General features: G+C 61.6%; 17 protein-coding genes. 8 read left to right on the top strand and 9 right to left on the bottom strand.

All coding sequences use genetic code 11. The annotated features are described in order from the left end of the window. Positions 1-27 precede the first annotated feature (27 nt). From D0550_RS12815 to D0550_RS12800, 4 genes are read left to right on the top strand one after another with little or no spacing between them, the layout of a single operon-like run. Positions 28-780, top strand: coding sequence for a SapC family protein (locus D0550_RS12815; protein WP_116809725.1), 753 nt, complete (start codon positions 28-30; stop codon positions 778-780). Then, positions 777-1,799 carry a cupin-like domain-containing protein gene (locus tag D0550_RS12810; protein WP_116809590.1) on the top strand — a complete coding sequence of 341 codons (1,023 nt, stop codon included), beginning with the start codon at positions 777-779 and terminating at the stop codon, positions 1,797-1,799. The genes D0550_RS12815 and D0550_RS12810 overlap by 4 nt, the downstream gene beginning before the upstream one ends. A gap of 12 nt (positions 1,800-1,811) precedes the next feature. Next, positions 1,812-3,293 carry a tryptophan halogenase family protein gene (locus D0550_RS12805; protein ID WP_116809589.1) on the top strand — a complete coding sequence of 494 codons (1,482 nt, stop codon included), beginning with the start codon at positions 1,812-1,814 and terminating at the stop codon, positions 3,291-3,293. A gap of 59 nt (positions 3,294-3,352) precedes the next feature. Next, positions 3,353-4,006 carry a hypothetical protein gene (locus D0550_RS12800; protein ID WP_153067140.1) on the top strand — a complete coding sequence of 218 codons (654 nt, stop codon included), beginning with the start codon at positions 3,353-3,355 and terminating at the stop codon, positions 4,004-4,006. Positions 4,007-4,010: 4 nt separating this feature from the next. Here the strand turns inward: D0550_RS12800 and D0550_RS12795 are convergent, their stop codons facing one another. Then, positions 4,011-4,760: a 2OG-Fe(II) oxygenase gene (locus D0550_RS12795; protein ID WP_116809724.1), complete on the bottom strand. Its 750-nt coding sequence runs from the start codon at positions 4,758-4,760 to the stop codon at positions 4,011-4,013. Positions 4,761-4,995: 235 nt separating this feature from the next. On the opposite strand from D0550_RS12795, the gene D0550_RS12790 reads away from it, so the two are divergent. Continuing rightward, the gene (locus D0550_RS12790; RefSeq protein WP_161965801.1) at positions 4,996-6,108 is read left to right on the top strand and encodes a polysaccharide deacetylase family protein; all 1,113 of its coding nucleotides are present in this window, start codon (positions 4,996-4,998) and stop codon (positions 6,106-6,108) included. Between the two features lie 27 nt (positions 6,109-6,135). Next, complete coding sequence (locus tag D0550_RS12785) at positions 6,136-7,317, top strand: glycosyltransferase family 4 protein (RefSeq protein ID WP_116809586.1); 1,182 nt, start codon at positions 6,136-6,138, stop codon at positions 7,315-7,317. Positions 7,318-7,324: 7 nt separating this feature from the next. Here the strand turns inward: D0550_RS12785 and D0550_RS12780 are convergent, their stop codons facing one another. Next, the gene (locus tag D0550_RS12780) at positions 7,325-8,014 is read right to left on the bottom strand and encodes a BUD32 family EKC/KEOPS complex subunit (protein WP_116809585.1); all 690 of its coding nucleotides are present in this window, start codon (positions 8,012-8,014) and stop codon (positions 7,325-7,327) included. A gap of 14 nt (positions 8,015-8,028) precedes the next feature. Then, the gene (locus D0550_RS12775; RefSeq protein ID WP_161965800.1) at positions 8,029-9,012 is read right to left on the bottom strand and encodes a lysylphosphatidylglycerol synthase transmembrane domain-containing protein; all 984 of its coding nucleotides are present in this window, start codon (positions 9,010-9,012) and stop codon (positions 8,029-8,031) included. 72 nt (positions 9,013-9,084) lie between these two features. On the opposite strand from D0550_RS12775, the gene D0550_RS12770 reads away from it, so the two are divergent. After that, a complete protein-coding gene (locus D0550_RS12770; protein WP_116809583.1) occupies positions 9,085-10,422 on the top strand; it encodes a phenylacetate--CoA ligase family protein in 1,338 nt (445 codons plus the stop codon). Positions 10,423-10,428: 6 nt separating this feature from the next. Here D0550_RS12770 and D0550_RS12765 read toward each other — a convergent pair whose 3' ends face one another. The 3 genes from D0550_RS12765 to typA all read right to left on the bottom strand — a co-directional run bounded on the left by D0550_RS12765 (position 10,429) and on the right by typA (position 16,086). Beyond that, entirely contained in the window at positions 10,429-12,156 is a 1,728-nt protein-coding gene (locus D0550_RS12765) for an EAL domain-containing protein (protein WP_206606244.1), read from the bottom strand. A 49-nt stretch (positions 12,157-12,205) separates the two neighbouring features. Then, the gene (locus D0550_RS12760) at positions 12,206-14,008 is read right to left on the bottom strand and encodes a PAS domain S-box protein (RefSeq protein WP_116809581.1); all 1,803 of its coding nucleotides are present in this window, start codon (positions 14,006-14,008) and stop codon (positions 12,206-12,208) included. A 239-nt stretch (positions 14,009-14,247) separates the two neighbouring features. After that, positions 14,248-16,086, bottom strand: a complete 1,839-nt coding sequence (typA, locus tag D0550_RS12755) for a translational GTPase TypA (protein ID WP_241520792.1) — start codon at positions 16,084-16,086, stop codon at positions 14,248-14,250. Positions 16,087-16,567: 481 nt separating this feature from the next. Here typA and D0550_RS12745 point away from each other — a divergent pair, with 481 nt between their 5' ends. After that, on the top strand, positions 16,568-17,203 hold the full coding sequence (locus tag D0550_RS12745; protein WP_116809578.1) for an alpha-ketoglutarate-dependent dioxygenase AlkB: 636 nt from the start codon (positions 16,568-16,570) through the stop codon (positions 17,201-17,203). Here D0550_RS12745 and D0550_RS12740 read toward each other — a convergent pair. The 3 genes from D0550_RS12740 to D0550_RS12730 are packed head-to-tail and all read right to left on the bottom strand — an operon-like array spanning position 17,179 to position 20,026. Next, complete coding sequence (locus tag D0550_RS12740) at positions 17,179-18,009, bottom strand: helix-turn-helix domain-containing protein (RefSeq protein ID WP_116809577.1); 831 nt, start codon at positions 18,007-18,009, stop codon at positions 17,179-17,181. The genes D0550_RS12745 and D0550_RS12740 overlap by 25 nt on opposite strands. After that, a complete protein-coding gene (locus D0550_RS12735) occupies positions 18,006-18,803 on the bottom strand; it encodes a DUF4198 domain-containing protein (RefSeq protein ID WP_161965799.1) in 798 nt (265 codons plus the stop codon). Before D0550_RS12735 ends, D0550_RS12740 begins: the two co-directional genes overlap by 4 nt. A 38-nt stretch (positions 18,804-18,841) precedes the next feature. Continuing rightward, positions 18,842-20,026, bottom strand: coding sequence for a DUF4331 family protein (locus D0550_RS12730; protein WP_161965798.1), 1,185 nt, complete (start codon positions 20,024-20,026; stop codon positions 18,842-18,844). Positions 20,027-20,267 lie beyond the last annotated feature (241 nt).

Raw genomic sequence — 20,267 nt, 5'->3', positions numbered from 1 at the left:
GGCTCGAGGTCGATGTTGGGGGAAGTCTTGGCCAGGCACGTGATGCTCAATAACGTCGCCCACAAGGATTTGCGGGTGATCGCTCGGCATGGCGCCGAGCTCGGCGACAACCTTGGAACGGTACTCACCTTCCCCACCGAATATGGGGATGTGCAGCGGGAGTATCCGATCTTCTTCCGCAAGGATCCGCACAGCGGCGAGTTCCAATCCATCGCCCTGCTCGGTTTTCAGCAGGACGAGAATTTATTCCTCGACGAGAACGGCTGGAACGCTGCCTACATCCCAGGCATCGTCGCGCGGGGACCGTTTCTAATCGGCTTCCAGAACCAGGATGTGGACGGCGAGTCGCGCAGGGAACCGGTAATCCACGTCGATCTGGACAGCCCGCGCGTCAGCACCACCGAAGGCGAGCCGGTGTTCCTGCCGCAGGGGGGCAACACGCGATACCTCGATCGCATCAGCGACATCCTCCAGGGCATTCATCAGGGGCTCGCTGTCAGCAAGGCGATGTTCGAAGCCTTCAGCGCGCACCAGCTGATCGAGCCGGTGAATGTGGAGATCAAGTTCAGCGCCGAGGAGCAATTCAACCTGCGCGGGCTATACACCATCAGCGAGGAAAAGCTGCGCACCTTGAGTGGCGAGGCCCTGTTCCAGTTGAACAGCGCCGGGTTCTTGCAGGGTGCGTTCCTGGTGATCGCCTCGCTCAACAACATGAAGAAGCTGATCGATATGAAGCATCGGCGCCGGCGCCAATTGGCGGGGGTGGCCGCCGCATCATGACCGGCACACCGAAGCGCACCCGCGAGCTGCACGGCTACACGGCCGAAACACTGCCGCTCGAGGACCTATTGGCCGGCGACGAGCCGGTCGTGTTGCGAGGGCTGATCGCGCAGTGGCCGCTGGTCCAGGCCGGCCTGCGCTCGCATCACGAGGCGATGAACTATCTGCGCTCCTTCTATAACGGCAAGACAGTTGGCACCTCGCGCGGCGATCCGCAGATAAAAGGTCGATTGTTTTACAACGACGACTACACCCAACTGAACTTCCTCAGTCAGCGCGCGCCCCTCGATCACGTGCTGATGGACATCGAGAAACATCTCGAGGACGAGCACCCGCCGACCAACTACATCGCCTCGACGACCATCGATGCGTGCCTGCCGGGCTTGCGACGAGACAACGATGTAGCGTTTGCCGCGCATGGCTACGAACCGTTGGCCAGCATCTGGATAGGCAATCGCACCATTGCCTCGTGCCACTACGATGCGCCCAACAATCTCGCGTGCTGTGCGGTCGGTCGACGTCGCTTCACCCTGTTTCCGCCCGAGCAGATCGGCAACTTGTATCCAGGTCCGCTCGAGCCCACCCCCGGCGGCCAGGCCGTGAGCCTGGTGGATTTCTCGAATCCGGACTTCGAGCGCTTTCCGCGTTTCCGGGAGGCCCTGGCCGCGGGCCAGTCGGTGGACGTCGAGCCAGGCGATGCCGTGTTCATTCCGAGTCTGTGGTGGCATCACGTCGAAGCGCTGAGTCCCTTCAATACGCTGATCAATTACTGGTGGAGCACGGCGCCAAAGTTCATGCCGTCGCCGATGAACGCGCTGTATCACGCGTTGTGGGCCTTGCGCGACCGGCCGGAACGCGAGAAGCGCGCATGGCAGAGCATTTTCGATTACTACGTGTTCGGCCGTGCCGAGCAGGCTGGCGAGCATTTGCCCGAGCAGGCGCGGGGCGCCCTGGGGCCCATGGATGACAGCAGCGCGCGCCGCATCCGGGCCATGCTGCTCAACAATTTGAATCGTTGATCTGGAGCGATCATGACGCCGATCAAGAGAGTGGTCATCGCCGGCGGCGGCACTGCCGGTTGGGTCACCGCCGCCGCCCTGTCGCACCAGCTCGGTCAACTGCTCGACATCACCCTGATCGAATCGGACGACATCGGCACCATCGGCGTCGGCGAGTCGACCGTGCCGCCGATCCGCGTCTTTCATCAGCTGCTCGGCATCGATGAGCAGGAATTCATGCGCAGCGTGTCGGCCACCTTCAAGCTCGGTATCTGGTTCGAGAACTGGAGCCAGATCGGCGACCGCTATATCCATCCCTTCGGCCGTCATGGCCAGCCCACCTGGCTGTGCGAGTTTCATCACTTCTGGCTGCATGGCCTGCGCTCGGGCATGAACTCGGAGCTCGGCGAATATTGCGTCGAGTGGCTCGCGGCAAAACAGGGCCGCTTTGGCACCTCGCCGCAGTCCGACATCAACTACGCATTTCACATCGATGCCACTGCGTATGCGCGCTTCCTGCGGCGCTTCGCGGAGAATCGCGGCGTCAAACGCGTCGAGGGCAAGATCAAATCCGTCCAGCAGCATCCGACGACAGGTTTCGTCGAGTCGCTCACGCTGGCCTCGGAGCGGGTCATCCCTGGCGATCTGTTCATCGATTGCACCGGCTTCCGTGGCCTGCTGATCGAACAAACATTGCACACCGGCTTCGAAGATTGGTCCCACTGGCTGCCTTGCGATAGCGCCGCGGCCGTGCAAACGGAAATCACCGGCCCACCGAATCCCTATACCTGCGCGTTTGCGCACGAAACCGGCTGGCGCTGGATGATTCCGTTGCAGCATCGCATGGGCAATGGGCTGGTGTACTGCAGTCGATACCTGTCCGATGACGATGCCAAACAAAAGCTGCTGCAGGCCGTCAATGGCAATCCGGTGCGAGCGCCGTTCACTTTGAAGTTCCAGCCCGGCCGCCGGCGCAAGACCTGGAACAAGAACGTCGTCGCCATCGGCTTATCCAGCGGCTTCGTCGAGCCGCTGGAATCCACCAGCATTCACGTGATCATGACCGCGGCGACCCGCCTGATGCAGCTGTTTCCTTTCGATGGCGTGAACCAGCCGCTGGTCGATCGATTCAACGAAGAGTCGCGCGCCGAGATGGAGAAGATTCGCGACTTCATCATCCTGCACTATCACACCACCGAGCGCGACGACTCGCCGTTCTGGCGCTACTGCCGGAACATGGATATCCCCGAGTCTCTCGCCCAGCGCATCGAGATGTTCAAGGAAAGCGCCCACGCCTATCAGGATGCCGGCGAGCTGTTCCGCGTCGACTCCTGGATCCAGGTACTACTAGGTCAGGGGATCGTGCCCAAGCACTACCATCCGCTGCCCCGTGGCATGCAGGAGCACGAGCTTGCGCGGGTACTCAATGGCCTCAGGGCGAGCGTCGCCCAGACGGTGGCCCGGCTGCCCAAGCACCAGGACTTCATCAATAGCTACTGTCGGACCACGGCTTAACAACATCCGGCGGGCTTGGTGCAGAATAGCGGCTTCCTATGCAGCCGAACCGCTCCGCCATGCCTGCCAAGTCAAAGTCCTCCGCCCAGCACCGCCCTGCTCCGTCCGCCCGGCAGGAGGCTGCCCCGGCCAAGGTCGTCAAGATCGCCAGGCGCCTGGAGTCGGTCGCTCGCGAGATCAAGGACGCCGACGACTTCGTCGAGCATGTCGCCGGCCTCGCCAAGCGCTATCGGCGCGAGCATGCCCTGCGGATCGGGGACGCCCAGGCCGAGGTGCGGCAGTCGCTGCGCGCATTCCATAAGCACGCCAGCGCGCTCGCCGAGTGGCTGGAGCAAGCGAACAACGGCAAGGCAACGGCTATCGAGCGCAAGGCCTTCGATGCCCTGGGCACGAAACTGTACGGCTCGCCAGTTCTGGCCCGTCCGCCCAGCACGCAAGCGCTGGACTGGCTGACGCGCGCCGGCGAGGCTGCCGACGCGGTTGCCGCTGAAATGAAGCAAGGCGGTGCTGACGACGCCCTTCGAATCGCGGCCGAAGGACTTCGCGCCACCTTCGAACATCACAAACTCAAGCTCGCCGCCGGCACGGATAAGAAGCCGGGCGATGCCGTCCGCTTGCTGTGCGCAATCGCGCGTGAAGCTGGCGAAACAGTCGAGCCGGCGGCGGCGAAGGCCGTGCTCAAAGACAGCAATCGTCCAGCAGCGGCCGCGTAATGATCTAAGTGGCGTCGTGAAAGATGACGCCAAGCGTGTGCCGGTGCCCTGAACGCAGGCGACTCACGCCGTGCCGCATGTTCACGCGATAGATCCCTCGCGTTCCTTGCACCGGTCGATGGTGAACCGCGAACACCACCGCATCGCCCTGCTCCAGCGGCACCACCTCCGCCCGCGACTGCATTCGCGGCCGCTGTTCGGTGAGCACGAACTCACCGCCGGTGAAATCCCGGCCAGGCTGCGACAGCAGCACGGCGACTTGTAGTGGAAATACATGCTCTCCATACAAGTCTTGATGCAGACAGTTGTAGTCATCCGCTTGGTACTGCAGCAGCAACGGCGTCGGCCGCAACTGCCCGGCCGCGTGACAACGGGCAATGAACTCGCCGTGCTCGCTGGGAAATCGCTCCTCACTGCGCAGCAACTCATTCCACCGATTGGCGATGGCAGCCAGATGCGGATACAGCGAGCTGCGCAATGAAGCGATCACGTCTGGCAGCGGGTACCTGAAATACTGATACTCGCCGCGGCCGAAGCCATGACGGCTCATGACGACGCGACTGCGAAACAGATCCTGCGCCGCGTACAGACCGGCGAGCATCGAGCACTGCTTCGGCTGCAGCAGACTGGGAATAATCGCATGACCCTGCGTGCCCAGTTCGTCCGAGACGCGCTGCCAATCGATCGCAGCAATGCGATCGAGCAGTCCACCGCTCGCCACCTCACAGACCTTGCCTGCAACCGAAGCCGCCATGTTCGTCGAACCCTGCTGAATCACTTGTTCGCAAGCCTAAGCCGAATCAGGCACCCGCACACTCCGAGTCTTGCGGAAATGGGCGGGACATGACGCCCGCGGCTACCGGAACTTGCTTCCCTGGACGGCGTTGATACCCACGCCCGAGCACGCCGCTGATGGCGTGGCGGAGCATAAATCCAAACCTGGCGAGCCGGCGGCGACAGTCGCGACGAACCTCATGGGAGGCGGGTGCATGAGTGGGTTCGGACGAATCATGCGGACCTTGGCGCGGATCTCGCGGACCCGTTATCCGGGCTTCGTTTTCGGCTTACCGCTCGCGCAGCACGAAATTCCCGTCTTCATCTATCACGACGTTGAATCGCATGTGTTCGCGCGCGATCTGGAGTTCCTGCAGAGGAATCACTACCGCACGCTCGGCTTGGATGAATATCTGGCCGCGCGCGAACGAAAAACCCGGCCCCAGCGCTGCGTGCTGCTGACGTTCGATGATGCGCGCAAGAGTTTCGGCGAGGTGGCCTTGCCGCTGCTCCATCAATTCGATGCCCGTGCCGTGCTATTTGCGCCGTCGTATTGGATGCAGCCTGCGCAATACGCCGAGGATGATCTGTTCATGTCCTGGGAGCAACTGCGCGCCTGTGCCGAATCAGGTCGTGTGGACGTGCAATCGCACGCACATCGCCATGCGCTCGTGGCCACGTCGGCGCAGGTGGTGGACTTCACGAACCCGACGGCACTGGCGCGCTTCGATATCTATGACTGGCCCATTCGCTGCATCGACGGCCAGGACGAGTTGGGCAAGCCTGATCTGGGCACACCGGTGTATCGAGCCGCCCCGCTGCTGTCGGCCCAAGGCCGCTATCTGGAAAACGGCGATGTGACTCTCGCCTGTCGCGATTTCGTCGACAACAATGGCGGCGCCGAATTCTTTGCGCGACCGGATTGGCGCGCGGAACTCGAAGACCACTTCGTCGAGCACGCACGACGCGCCTCCGGTCAATACATGGATGCAGCCGCATTCGATGACTTGATCGCGTCCGAATTCGAGATCTGCCGCGAGCAGTTCAAGCGGCATCTCGGCTACGCCCCTGACTGCATCGCCTATCCCTGGAGTCTGGGCTCGACACGTTCGATGCAACTGGCCCGACACCACGGCTTCCGGACAGCCTTTGGCGTCGCGATGGACTATGGCGCCGAGCGGCATCGCGCCCGTCTGCCACTGCCGGTGTACGGCCGACTGAAATCCGATTGGCTGCAGTTTTTGCCCGGGGAACAGCGCGCCAGCATCCTCGGTGCCCTACGTCGCAAAGTAGCGGGGTTCGATACGGTTCAACACCTGGCACATTGAGGTTGGTCGACACGAGGGCTGAAGGCCATGACACAGCGAACGATCGCAGTGATGGCTCGCTTGGTGGACCAGAAGGATGGGCTCGGTATCTATGGACAGTATCTGCTGCGCGAGATGCTCAAAGCGGACCCCGAGACGCTCTATATCATCCTGCTCGAGTCTGCGAAGTCTCAGGATCTGTTTCGCGATTTCAGTAACGCGCAGGTGGAAGTGATGCCCGGGCGCAGCAAGCTCTACTGGGATCAAGTGCGCGTACCCCGCGCGGCTCGCAAATTCGGCGCGGATCTGATCTTCAATCCGAAATTCTCACTGCCGCTGTTCACGCGCCGGCCTTGCGTATTCGTGCAGCAGGGCTCGGATTGGTACATCAACCCGCAGAACTATCCGTGGTGGGACAATATATATATCCGCTTGATGCTGCCTCTATACAGCTGGAAAGCGACCCGCACGCTGGCTATCTCGCAGACGACGCTCGACGATCTCGCCCACTGCACTCGCATCAACGTACGTAAATCCGTGGTGAGCTATGCCGGTGTCGGTGCGAATTTCACTCCGCAACGCGACGAGCGCGCACTCGCAGAGTTTCGCGCCGAGTATCGCCTACCGGAGCGTTTCATCCTGACCGTCGCCCGCGTTCTCCATGGCGCACAACGGCAGATTCGAATATACCCCGGCGGCAACAACGAAACGTTGCTGCGCGCCTACCAACGCTACCGTCGCGAGGGCGGCAACTTGCCGCTGGCCGTCGTCGGGCGCCATGTGGAGGAATATCTCAGGTCGCGGGACTTCTCAGATGAGGACTTGAAGGACGTGCAGTTTCTGGGCTTCGTACCGAACCAACGACTGCATCTCGCTTATCAGCTGGCAGAATGTTTCGTGCTCGCAACGCTGTGCGAGAGCTTCGGCATTCCCATCGTGGAAGCCTTCGCATGCGGCTGTCCCGCCATCGTGCCCAATACGTGTTCGGCGCCGGAGATCGCTGGGGGTGCGGCTTTCCTGGTCAATCCACGCAACGAAGCCGACATCGCGCGTGCATTCACCCAAGTGACGACTTCGGAGCCGCTGCGCCACCGTCTGCGCGAACTGGGGCTGCAGCGCGCACGAACTTTGACCTGGAAGGAAACCGCACGACGCACGCTGGATCTATTGAATGAGATCGTGCCGCTCCAGCCTCGCGCGCGCGCGGCCGCGAACATGCTCAGGTTCTGAAAGTCCGTCAGCTGCCAGGTGCCATGTCATCGGTTCGGAATAATCTGCTGCGCCGCAAGTATCGAGCGCTGAAAGTCTTGCCGAGATAGGTGCTCTGAAGCAGTTCATTGATGTGACGATCGAGCATCGACCGGTCGTAGTCGGCCGGTGCATCCCGGAAGTAGCCTTCGATGAACATGCGCGCAAGCTCCCGCAGCTGCGGCCGGAACGCCAGATACAACAGCTGCGGTGGATATTTCGCCCGTACAAAGAGCACGAACGTAGCGATGTCCCGGTAAGGATTTTCCTGGTTGTAGCGGCGGAAGGCGCTGTACTCCGGAGGCGTGAAATCCACGAATACGATTCTGTCGGCGCCTCGTTGCACGAGGATGTTGTCGAAATCGAAGTCGCCGTGGATCCGGTGCGTGCGCCGATGAAACTCCTCCAATGCCGCGCCGACCATCCAGAACATGTGCGTCAGCTCGGTCGCCGGCAGCCCCGCGAACGCGCGATCGCGAAGTACCGTATGCAAGGGATTCCAGCCGGCGAGAAACTCATAGTCGATGCGCAACTCGCGATCGTCGGTATGCAGCACCTGCGGCACCCGCAGCCAGGAAGATCGCTGTGAGGCCGCCCACGCCCGCAGCGAATTCCGCAGGGTGGCGCGAAACAGCCACTCCTCCGTGAAGCGCTTGCTGAAGCAGGAAGGCGCTGTCATTTTTTCCTCCGTCGTTATGCTGACGCGCGCTTGGGCAAAGGGCGACCGGCCGTTGCCAGCACAATGGCGCCGGGCAACAAAGAAATCAAGAACATCACAACCAGGGTCATCAACAGAACCAGCGCCGTGGAGTAGTCGTAGCCGAGCGCAACGAGCAATGCGGCCGCACTGCCCTCGCGTAGCCCCAACCCGCCATAGGTCAGCGGCAGACGCTGAATGACAACGGCGACCGGTGAGACGGCCAGACAGACCAGCCAGGGCAAAGGCGCACCGAGCGCGTGCGACCCGATCCACATCGTGAAGACCGGCATGGTCTGCTCGATCATCGACAGCCCAAGATTGATGGCAAGCGTCAGACGTTTCCTGGAGTAAGCGCGAGCGGCCTCCACGTACTTGGCAAAACGGCCGCTCTCGATGGACGCGGGCAATCTGAAGAGCCGGATGAGCGCGCGGCCGAGCGCTGGATAAAAGATCAACGTTGCGCCAATCAGGCCGGCAACACCGGCAACGATGGCCGAGATGAGCGCAAAATGCTGCAAGCCCGGGGGTGGCGCGAGTCTGGCGAGCACGACACAGCCCACCGTGATGAACGCCAGCGTCGCAATCGCGCCATTCAGCCGCTCCATCACCATCGATGACAATGTCACGTGCGAATCGATCCCCCGGCCCCGCAGCCGCACGAAGCGCACGAGGTCCGGACCGAAGCCACCGAGCGGCAAGGCAAAGCCGATGAACGTGCTCTCGTAATAGACGGCGATCGCGCTCCGGCGCTCGAGCCGATCATCGAGCACCCGCAGCAGTTGATGCCACTTCAGCGCCATCAACACGCGGTCCGCCGCGTGCACCATGAGGATCGATGCCAGCAACAACGGATTGGCACCGCGGATCATCACCAGGCTTCGCTGCCAGTCGAGTCGTGACAGCAGAAACACAAGCAGCCCGACGCTCGCGCAGAGCTGCAAAGCCACACGAATCTTCGGCTCGATATGCAGCTTCATAAACCATCCCCGATTCGTTGAATCTATCGTAACGCGCCGGAACAGTCGCAGGTATGGCTGCATTCATAACACGTGAACCACATAGCCGAACAACGCTTCCACAAAAACCTCTACTACGTGCTGCAATCGATGCGCGGCCGACATGTCGGTCCGTTCGTGCGCCGCTTGCAGACTTGGGAGAGGTTTGATCGTGCATCGTTCGAGCACCTTACACGTAGGCTGCTTCGCGACGCGCTGAGTTATGCTCGCACGCAGGTGCCGCTCTACTCTTCAGGCGCATGGCAAACATCACTGTCGCGCGCCGACGCCGATGAGTTGCGTCACTGGCCCGTGCTCGAGCGCAAGATGCTTATCACGCATCGCGCGCAGCTAAGGGCGCGCGCTTTCACGCCAGGTGTTTTCGCACGACACAGCTCTGGCTCGACGGGCGAAGTCGTCACCGTCCTATATAACCCTAACGCGGGCGGTTGGAGTTGGGCGCAGGAATATCGCTCCATGCACTGGTTCGGCATTCCCACCGGCAGCCGCACCCTGCTACTGTGGGGCGGCGGTCACCCGATGCTCGATTGGGTGCGCAACTGTCGGGTGTTCTCAACCAAGAACCTGACCTTCAATCAGCTCGAGCGGGCCACACGCTATTTACTGCAGCAACGTCCAGTGCTCGTTATGGGGCTTCCGTCTGCGATTGCTCAGCTCGCTCGCCACGTGCGCACACACCGGCCAGAAGCGCCGGCGCAGCTTGCACCGTTCGTGAAACTCGGCGGCGAACAGGTCTATCCGTTTCAACGCGACGAGATCGCACAACATCTTGGTGCGCGGGTGTTCGAGTCGTACGGCTCGACTGAGATGGGTCCGATTGCGCACGAGTGCCCCGCCGGCTCTCGTCACATCATGGCGGACCACATCTATCTCGAAATATTCAACGGCGATGAGCCGGCGCCGGTGGGAGAGTTTGGCGATCTGGTGGTCACGTCATTGTTCAATCGCGCCATGCCGCTCGTGCGTTGTCGCATCGGCGACCGCGGACGGATCTCGCCAGACCCCTGCCCGTGTGGACTGCCACATCCCGTGCTATCCGAGCTCGTAGGACGAGCTGCCGACATGTTTGTCACGGCCGATGGCAAGCTGGTCCACGGCTCGGAGCTGGGGCGCCGCTTGCAGTTGTTTCTTTCACTGGCGCCGCTCGGTTCGGTCGCGCAGGTACTCTTTCAGCAGAAGAATGCGGCGCACTGGAACGTGCTGGTCGAAAGCGCGGCCGGCTTCAATGAGGAATTGGCTGCGCAGCTACGGCAGATCGTGCACTCGACGTTCGGCGAGAACTGTCAGGTCGATATCGAGCGCGTGGCGCTCGTGCCTCGCGAAAAATCGGGCAAGTACCGCTATTACCGACGAGCGCCCCAGTCATCTTGAGGGTGATTACGCCGAGTGCACCAGGCGCAGCTGCGGATGCGTCCGAGTGATGCGACTGAGCGACTCCACCGACTCCGGCATGGCGATATAGATTCCCTGCGCGTATTCGACGCCGATGTCCGCCAGACACTTGAGCACCTCGGCGCTCTCGACTCGTTCGGCAACGGTCTTCAGGCCCATGGCGCGGCCGATCTGGGTGATCGCCTCGACCATGCTGCGATCGACATGATCGGTGGTCACGTTCTGAATGAACGAGCCGTCGATCTTCAGGAAGTCCACCGGCAGATTCTTCAAGTACATGAACGAAGACAGGCCGCTGCCGAAATCGTCCAGCGAGAACAAACAGCCGCGCGCCCGGAACTCACGCATGAAGTGAACGACGTTGGCCAGATTGGAGATCGCTGCGGTCTCGGTGATCTCGAAGCACACCGCGCCCGGGCTCAGATCGTAGGTCTGCAGCTCGTTGATCAGGAACTCCAGGAAGCGATCGTCGTTCAAAGACGTGCCGGATAGATTGATGGATAGTGTGTAGCCGTGGCGCGGATCACCATCGGCGCGATAATGAGCGAGCGCCCCGAGCGCCTGGCTCACGACCCAACGGTCGATCATCGGCATCACGTTGTAGCGCTCCGCCGCTGGAATGAATTCCGCCGGCTGCACCAGTTCGCCGTGCTCGCCGCGCATGCGAAGCAGCAATTCGTAATGACCACGCGTGTCGCGAGTCGCGCCGATCGGCACGATGGGCTGATAGTAGAGCTCGAGCCGGTTTTCCTCGCAGGCGCGCGTCAGACGCGACACCCACTGCATCTCGCGATGCCGCTCCGGTGCCGAGCTGGACTGATACATGTGGACGCGATTGCGTCCCGAATCTTTCGCCGCATAACACGCCACGTCGGCCGCGGCCATGACGCTCGCAATGCTTTCGCTGGAGCTGTTGATCTCGACGATGCCGATGCTGACACCGACGTTCATGGCGCCGTCCTGCCATTCGAATCGATATTCGCGAATCGCCTGCCGCAGGTTATCGGCGATCTTCGCCGCGCGATCGGCGGTGCAATCCTGTAGCAGCACACCGAACTCGTCGCCACCCAAACGGGCGATCGTGTCGCTGGTGCGGATGCGGGTCTGAAGCAATCCGGTAATCTGTTTCAGCAGCCGATCGCCCGCCTGATGTCCGCAGGTGTCGTTGACCAATTTGAACTGATCGAGATCCAGATACATGAGCGCGTGCGTCGTGCCCTCGTCCGAGCGGGCCGTCAACAACGCTTCGTTGAGACGGTTCTCGAACTCGCGACGATTGATCAGGCCGGTCAACGCATCATGGCTCGCCTGATAGGCCAGCGCACGACGCAGCCGTCGCTCCTTGCTCACGTCATGGAACACCATGACTGCGCCAATGATCTTGCCGCTGCGGTCGCGAATCGGCGCAGCGGAATCCTGAATCGCGATTTCCTGACCGCGACGATTCACGAGCACCGTGTGGTCTGCGACCGCGATCACCTTGCCTTCGCGAATCGCGCGAGTGACCGGATCCTCCAGCGGCTCGCGAGTCGCTTCATTCAGGATGTTGAACACTTCCTGCAGCTTCTTGCCTTTCGCCTCGGCCCCTTCCCACCCCGTCAGGTTCTCGGCGACGGGATTCAAGGTCTCGATGCAACCATTGGCGTCAGTGGTAATGACGCCGTCGCCGATCGACTGCAAGGTAACTTGCGCCTTCTCCTTCTCCTCGAACACCGCGGTTTCGGCACGCTTGCGTTCGCTGATATCGGAGATCGTGCCTTCGTTAGCCGATCAGTTTTGCCCGCTTCTTTTGTCGCGGACCGCGCGAGCGCTTTTTTTTCGATTCACGGTTCAGCACCGTGCCATCCAGGCGCTGCATTTTGAAACTCGGCGTTTGCGAAACCTTCGCCGTTCGCGCTGAAATGGTCGCGATGATGGCATCGCGCTCGGCCGGATCGCGATACATGCTCGCGGGCGGCAGCGCGAGCAATTCGGCTGGCGATGAATAGCCAATCATGCGAGCGAGCGCAGGATTCACCGAAACGAAGCGTCCATCGCTGGTCGAGCTGTAGACGCCTTCCATGACGTTGTCGAACAGGCGTCGATAGCGAGCTTCACTGTCACGTAGCGCGTTTTCAGCGACGCGTCGTTCGATCGCGATGCCGGCCAGCTGTGTCATGCGCGACATCAATTCGAAATCCCGGCGCAGCGGGCTTTTCGGCGTGCGAAAGTACAGCGCCAACGTGCCAAGAATGCGGCCGTCGGACGAGTGGATCAACGTGGACCAGCAGCTACGCAAGCCGGCCGCGAGCACGGCATCGCGAGTGTTTTCCCACAATGCATCGCGGGCAATGTCCGCGACGATGACCTGTCGTTGTAGATAAACCGCCGCCGCGCATGAACCATTGCGTGCCGCGATCCCGATGCCTTCCATCGCCTGCGCGTAGACCGCCGGCAAGCGCGGACCCGAGCAAAGATTCAAATGCTTGCCCGCATCGTCGAGCATGCGAATCGCGCACACACAATCCAGCGCGACGCGCTCGACCACATCGGTGATCGCCTGCAACGTGATCCGCAGATCGACATTGGCAGCGAGACGCTCGAATACGCGCCGCTCGCCAGCGGCCAGCAATTCAGCGCGCTTACGTTCGGTGATATCAGTAATGCTGCCGCGAACCAGACACTGGCCGTGGGATTGCAGCCGCACCCAGCGCACTTCACAAGGAATATCGTTGCCGAAGCTGTCGCGGAACATCCATTCGAGCACCGGCGCCTCACCCGCCAGCGTGCGATCCAGCTGCGCTCGGTTGGCGTGCGATGACAGCGCGCCGTCCGGTTGATGCGGCGGACACAACGTATCCGGACTGCTCTTGAGCAGCGCCTCGCGATCCATTCTGAAGAACCGCACCGCGTTTTCGTTCACATCGACCAGCCGGTTCTGATCCAGATCGACGACGACGATGATTTCCGGTGCATGCTCGACCAGCGTGCGATAGCGAGCCTCGCTGTCACGCAACGCCGCTTCCGCGATCTTGCGATCGCTGGTGTCTCGCAGACAGACGACGAACACTTCGCGACGGTTCATCCTGGTCTTGCTCACCGCGATCTCGGCGGAGAACTGCGTGCCGTCGCTGCGCTGACCGAGGGTTTCGTGGGGCGCGAGGTCGACCTGGGTATCGTCGAGACGGGCCGCCAGGTGCTCCAGCTCGGCGGTGATCGATTGTTTTGCCGTCACTTGCGGCAACAGGAAACTCAACGGACGGCCGATGGCGTCGGATTCGGCATGGCCGAACACCCGCTGCCCGGTGGCATTGATGGACGCGATGTGGCCGGCATCGTCGACGGTCATGATCACGTCCTTGACGTGATCGAGTACGGCCTGCAATTGGCTGGCGGTGCTCTCGCGCAGCTCGCGCGTCAGCGCCGTCGCCTCATCGGACATCAGCTGCATGGAGCGCACGATGCCCCGGCGTTCCTCATCGGTCTTGCTATAGGCAGCACCGACCGCGGCAAGCAGCTTGCCTAGATCAAGCTCACCGTCGGAGCGCGTCGCTTCCCTGACTTGCTGTTCGAGCAGTCGATGCATGTCGCCTTGTATGACGTTGCACGACGGTGCGCTCGTGCTCGTCCCCGCTTGTTAGTGTGAACCACTACCGATGCGAGTCATCGTAAGGCGTTGACGCCCAAGGAGGTGTGAAACAGCTCCCGGTTTTATGTGAAAGCAGGGCAAAGCACTGAGCGTGCTTTGCGGGTTATGTCCTATGGGACAGACCGGATTGCGTTTTTGGGACAGGCGCCGGTGCCCCGCACCGGCGCCCTCGTTCATTACTCGTCGGAATCGTCGGACGACGACTTGTAACCGGCACGCTTGCGGTCGCTTTCCTTCAGCAGGCGCTTGCGGACGCGAATATTATTCGGCGTCACCTCGACCAGCTCATCGTCGGCGATGAATTCCATCGCCTGTTCCAGCGAATAACGGATCGGCGGCACGAGAATGAGGTTCTCGTCGCGGCCGGCGGCGCGTATGTTGGTGAGCTTCTTGGCCTTCAGCGGGTTCACGACCAGGTCGTTGTCACGGCTGTGAATGCCGATGATCTGCCCTTCGTACACTTCATCGCCGTGCGAGGCCATGAGCTTGCCGCGTTCCTGCAAGCTGAACAGCGCATAGGCCAGCGCCTTGCCCTGCCCGTTCGAGATCAGCACCCCGTTCTGGCGCTGACCCACTTCCTTGTCGAGCACCGGACCGAAGTGATCGAAGATGTGATGCATCAGACCCAGGCCCGAGGTCATGGTGCGGAAGTCGGTCTGGAAGCCGATCAGGCCGCGCGACGGAATCTTGTAGTCGAGGCGCACACGCCCCTTACCGTCCGGCATCATGTTGGTGAGCTGGCCACCGCGCTCGCCGAGCGCCTGCATGACATAGCCTTGTGAGCCTTCATCGAGATCGACCGCGAGCGTTTCCCACGGCTCGCACATCACGCCGTCGATTTCTTTCTGCACCACGCGCGGCCGCGAGACCGCGAGCTCATAACCTTCGCGACGCATGTTTTCGAGCAGCACGCCCAGGTGCATCTCGCCGCGGCCGTAGACCTGGAATTTGTCCGGATCGCCGGTGTCTTCCACACGCAGCGCCACGTTATGGCGCACTTCACGCTGCAATCGCTCGCGAATCTGACGGCTGGTGACGAACTTGCCTTCGCGTCCACAGAACGGCGACGTATTCACTTCGAACGTCATGCTGATGGTCGGCTCGTCGACGACCAGCGCCGGCAGCGCTTCGGGCTTGGCGGGATCGCAGATCGTGTCGGAGATCTGCGGATGCTCGATGCCGGCGAACGCAACGATATCTCCGGCGCTCGCCTCTTCCACTTCCACGCGGTCCAGACCGAGGAAGCCGAGCACCTGCACGATGCGCTCGTTACGTACCTTGCCATCCTTGTCGATGACCGCGACCGGACTGTTCCTACGGATCTTGCCGCGCTTGATACGGCCGATGCCGATCGCGCCGACGTAGTTGGAGTAATCGAGCTGGCTGACCTGCAATTGCAGTGGGCCGTCCTCGTTCACGTCCGGCGGCGGGCAGTGCTTGACGATCGCTTCATACAAAGCGGTCATGTCGGTGCCCATCTGGTCCGGCGCATTGCCGGCGATGCCCTTGAGCGCCGACGCATACACGACCGGGAAGTCCAGCTGCGACTCGGACGCGCCGAGCTTGTCGAACAGATCGAACGTTTGATCCAGCACCCAGCTCGGACGAGCCTCGGGGCGGTCGATCTTGTTGATGACGACGATGGGATGCAGACCGTGCGAGAACGCCTTCTGCGTCACGAAGCGGGTCTGCGGCATCGGGCCGTCGACGGCGTCGACCAGCAGCAGCACCGAATCGACCATCGACAGCACGCGCTCGACCTCGCCGCCGAAATCGGCGTGACCGGGGGTGTCGACGATGTTGATGCGATAGTCGCGCCAGCGGATCGCGGTGTTCTTGGCGAGGATGGTGATGCCGCGTTCTTTTTCGAGCGCGTTCGAATCCATGACTCGTTCAGGCACAGCCTTGCGGGCATCGAGTGTGCCCGACTGTGTCAGAAGCTTATCGACCAGGGTGGTCTTGCCATGATCGACGTGAGCGATGATGGCGATGTTACGAAGCTGGGAAGTGGACACGCGGGGGACCGGTGGGAGGGCAAAAACGGCGCGCATTGTAGAGGCACGGCAGGGGTCCCGGCCACCTCCGCCGCATTATTTACTCAAATAATCAAGCCTGACGCCCCGATACGCCCTTCCCGGAGGGCACTTGCCTACGTCCCGACGGGCTCCCCTTACCCGTTTCCAGCCCCTCAGGTTCCGGCCGGCTCGCTGCTCGAAATTGGTGCATAAGCCTCATTCAACGTCCTGGCGCAGTCGTCGCAGCAGACTTCCACGGTCTTGCCGCCCACTGTCACTGTGATCGCCGGGCCTTCGATCATGCAGTCGCATGCGGCACAGGTCTTGTAGTTCACGCTCTCGCCCTCCACCTCATGACCTGGGTGCATTCTTCCCGGGGCGCGGCCGGGGCGCTGTCACAATCTTTAGCTAAAGATTTCAACAGCGCGGCGCGCCGTTGGAATGTTCAGCTAGACGTGGGTTAGCTACTGAGATCGAGCCGTTGCGCCAGCAGGAAGATCTGTTTTCGAGCCCCGGGGCATTGGCCATCGATCCGGGCTTCGCCAGTGCCCGGCGCACTGCGCTGGATGACAGCTCATGGGTCGAGCTCGTGCCGGGTTGGATGTCGGGATCCGAACGCTTGTTCGATACGCTCGCAACGGCAGTGCCGTGGAGCCAGCACTACCGCACACTGTTCGAACAGCGATTCCTGGAGCCGCGACTCACTGCCGAATATCGCAGTCTGGGCAGCGTACCTCACGATATGCTCGTGGCAGCCGCAACCGCCCTGTCGAGCCATTACGGCGTCGTTTATGACAGCCTGTGGCTGAACCTCTACCGCAACGGCGATGACAGCACCGGCTGGCATCGCGACCGGTTCTCGTGCCGCAAACCAGAATGTATCGTGCCGGTCCTGACCCTCGGCGCGACGCGTCGCTTTCAACTGAAACCGCGCGCTGGCGGCGCATCGCTCTCGTTCGCGCCCAACTCAGGCGATCTGATCGTGATGGGCGGTCGATGTCAGCAGGATTGGGTGCATGGCGTGCCCAAACTGCCGCAGCTCAGCGAGCCTCGTATCAGCGTGAACTTTCAAAGCTCGCTGCAGGCTGGCGGTCAGCGCAAACTGGCGGAGCGTTGAAACTGTGCCGGCGTACGACCGTATGCTTGCCGAAACGCTGCCGTGAAATGGCTGTGACTGGAGAATCCCAAATCCATCCCGAGCGTCGACAGATCGTCATAGCTGCCCAGCAGATCCAGCGCGCGAGCCAATCGCAGGCGCAATTGATATCGATATAGCGGCACGCCTTCGACCTGTGCGAACGCCTGGGTCAGATAGACCGGCGATACGCCAACCTCCGCGGCAATTTCGCCAAGCGTCCAACGACGCGACAGCTCGGATGACAGCACCAGCTTGGCTCGGTCGACCAGTTTCTGCCGACCGTAAGTTGCGCGCGTTGCATGTGAGGCGCGTTCACCCAGCGCGCGGCGAATCAGCGTCAACGTCAGCGTCTCGGCTTCCAGCATTTCGATCGAACGATTCAACAAGCTATGGCGCAGCAGCGCGACGAGCACCTGCGCTCGCGGATCGACTTGCCAGCGCTGCCGACGAAACATCACCGCAGGGTTGTCATGCAGATGCTGTTTCGGCGCCAGCTCGCGCAATAGCTCTTCGCGCACCGCGATCGACAGACAGGCATCGCCGCCCTGCACCGGATGGCTGATGCGATAACTCTCCGTCCGATTGAAAAACAAGACCTGGTTCGCTTCGGCGACAGCGTCGTTACTGCCCAGGTGCCGCATGTAGACACCGCGATACGGAAACACCAGATAGGTGGCACTGGGACACTCCTCCGCACTTTTGTGGCGACACTTGCCATCGCAAACGACGTCCCGGATCGAGACGGTCTGACTGTCCAGCAAGTCCTGTATGGCGAGCGCCGTCATGGAAAGCCGAAAGTGAGGCTGGAGAAGGTCGTATCGAAGTCTACATCGGACGGCGCGGTCACCGGCCGGGTCCACACCACATTCAACAACCAGGTGCCGCTCGGCAGCACCGAGAAACTGGCACGGCCAGCCTGATCCGTCCGACGCTCCTCGACCGGCGCATCGTCGTGTTCGAGTCGAGTGAGCTTCACCAGTGCGCCCGCCAACGGCTCACCGTCAAAAAACACACGCACGGGCAAGTCGCCCCCGGGCGCCGCATACGGATTGCGTTCCGGAACAATCTCCAGTGGCAGTCCGAGCGGTGTCGTGACGTTGCCCGCAGACTGCGCAGCTACTGTTCCAACCTGAACGATCGCCTTCGTAACACGGCGATAGCTTTCGGCGGCATCCGCGGCCATCTTGCTCGTGCGTTGCCGGTGTTCGAGCGCTGGCGTCAGCCCCTCATCCTGCGCGTACTTGTTGAAACGCTGCGCAGGCAACGCGCTTCGCCCGCGATTATCGGTTTCCAGCGCGACTACATACGTTCCCGGCGCCACGAAGCGCAGACGACCGTCATCATTCGCACCGCGCAGCTGTAAATCGGAACGCACATCTCGTGCTGCTCCGTCCGGGGCGAATGCGACCAGGCGCGCGATTCTATTTGAACGAATCTGCGATCGCTGCCGCTGCGCGCCGTGCCCGACCTGTAACGTGATCGGAATCGATGCGTCCGCATCGGACCAATAAGCCGCGGGCTGGATCCAGAAGTCATGCGCGTGCGCCGCGGAGGCGCAGATCACTAAAGCGAGAAACACAGCCGTGATCCTGCAGCGATGCTCGAGGGGTGCCCGCCTCACGGTGCCGCCAGGAATGGAAAGTCGCTGATCGAATGCTCGCGCTCATCGCGATCGACGCCGTCATCGATGCCTTTCGCCTGCCCCAGCGACAACACCGAGCGATAGACATCGATGGCATCCTCGGTCGGTGTCCGTCCGCCGCAATAGATCACTTTCGACGGATCGGCCCCGAGCGATGCGAATTCGACCGAGAAGAACTCGCCGCAGATCGTCGATTCGCTGTTGATCCACAACCGGTCATCGGCGAGCACGGTGGCAAGCGCACGATATCGCGCCGGCGATGCGGCTTTCGGATCCGCGAGCAGCTGATTGCCGCACTGACCATCGAAGCCATCGTAGATGGCTAACGTTCTTTCCATCTCGGGAATGAATTCGGCGGCCGTGGCGGGAGTCGCGCTGTTGTAACGTTCCTTGAGCCGATCGCTCACATCCTCATCCGTAAACGAGCCCAACAGCGCATTGCCGGTCAGCGGCCGCCCCATGCGATCGATCTGTTTGTCACCCTGCATGGTCGTCGCCCACACGCCCAGCATCGCGCCCCCGCGATTGACCACGCTCAGATCCACCGAGACGACCAGCGACGCCGGCGTCCAGCCCGCCAGAAAATTCTTGGCTGGCCCTCCACCGGTGTGTCGCCAGGTTTCCAGAATCGATCTGGAGACGGCCGCGCTGAATACCGGGCAGCCCGCCGCATCGGTTCTGGCGCTGCCCATTATTGCGTCCGCCGCCACGGCATAGGCTTCTCGAGTGCCCTTCACGTTGTTGAAGAATGGATCGTCGCGCAGCCCGGCAAAAACGCGCAGGCGTTTGTTCCGACCTTCCAGACCTTTCGGGTCGCGCGCGTCGCCGCTGGCGACATCGGCATGACCCGCTTTACAAAGGACGTTGCTGGCGCTGGCGATCCGACACACGATGTCGACGCTTGCCGTGGTGTCACCGAAACGTTTGCCACTATCGATGTGGAACACGTATTCGAGCTGGTCCGAGAAGGTGTGCCCGACGATCGTCATGACCAGATTCAGCCGACGTGCGTCATAAGATGTCCACGCATACAGATCGCCGATATCGGCACGTGGATCGGCAATCACACTGGGCGTGTCGAGATGATCGGCTGCAAACAAAGGTGGGCTGGCGAGCAGCGCCGCCATGAGCGCAGCGCGATTGCGAATTCTTTGCGTCATACGTTCCATCCATCGCCAAAGATGGACGACACGGTAGGCGCGACGCGCGGGCGGGGCTGTCGAAATCTTTAGCTGAATGATTTCGACGGCAGGAAACGGGCGCGGTCTCGACCGCGCCCGTGGCGAAACTAGGGCCTGTTAACACTCATTGGGTGGGCTGCGTTGCGCCTCCAATCGCCTGCAGCAAGGCGCAAAGCGCAGCCCGTATGTCGATACGGGCAAGCTTTGTAACGCAGCGGCA

The sequence above is a fragment of the Steroidobacter cummioxidans genome (genome assembly GCF_003104955.1).
Note: the sequence above shows the minus strand (reverse complement) of the source record. Positions and strands in the feature narration are given on the sequence as shown.

Coding starts and splice junctions, on each gene's coding strand:
- D0550_RS12790 (WP_161965801.1), top strand. CDS start 4,996: ATGAGTGGGTTCGGACGAATCATGCGGACCTTGGCGCGGATCTCGCGG.
- D0550_RS12775 (WP_161965800.1), bottom strand. CDS start 9,012: ATGAAGCTGCATATCGAGCCGAAGATTCGTGTGGCTTTGCAGCTCTGC.
- D0550_RS12810 (WP_116809590.1), top strand. CDS start 777: ATGACCGGCACACCGAAGCGCACCCGCGAGCTGCACGGCTACACGGCC.
- D0550_RS12760 (WP_116809581.1), bottom strand. CDS start 14,008: ATGCATCGACTGCTCGAACAGCAAGTCAGGGAAGCGACGCGCTCCGAC.
- D0550_RS12805 (WP_116809589.1), top strand. CDS start 1,812: ATGACGCCGATCAAGAGAGTGGTCATCGCCGGCGGCGGCACTGCCGGT.
- D0550_RS12785 (WP_116809586.1), top strand. CDS start 6,136: ATGACACAGCGAACGATCGCAGTGATGGCTCGCTTGGTGGACCAGAAG.
- D0550_RS12730 (WP_161965798.1), bottom strand. CDS start 20,026: ATGACGCAAAGAATTCGCAATCGCGCTGCGCTCATGGCGGCGCTGCTC.
- D0550_RS12800 (WP_153067140.1), top strand. CDS start 3,353: ATGCCTGCCAAGTCAAAGTCCTCCGCCCAGCACCGCCCTGCTCCGTCC.
- D0550_RS12795 (WP_116809724.1), bottom strand. CDS start 4,760: ATGGCGGCTTCGGTTGCAGGCAAGGTCTGTGAGGTGGCGAGCGGTGGA.
- D0550_RS12780 (WP_116809585.1), bottom strand. CDS start 8,014: ATGACAGCGCCTTCCTGCTTCAGCAAGCGCTTCACGGAGGAGTGGCTG.
- D0550_RS12740 (WP_116809577.1), bottom strand. CDS start 18,009: ATGACGGCGCTCGCCATACAGGACTTGCTGGACAGTCAGACCGTCTCG.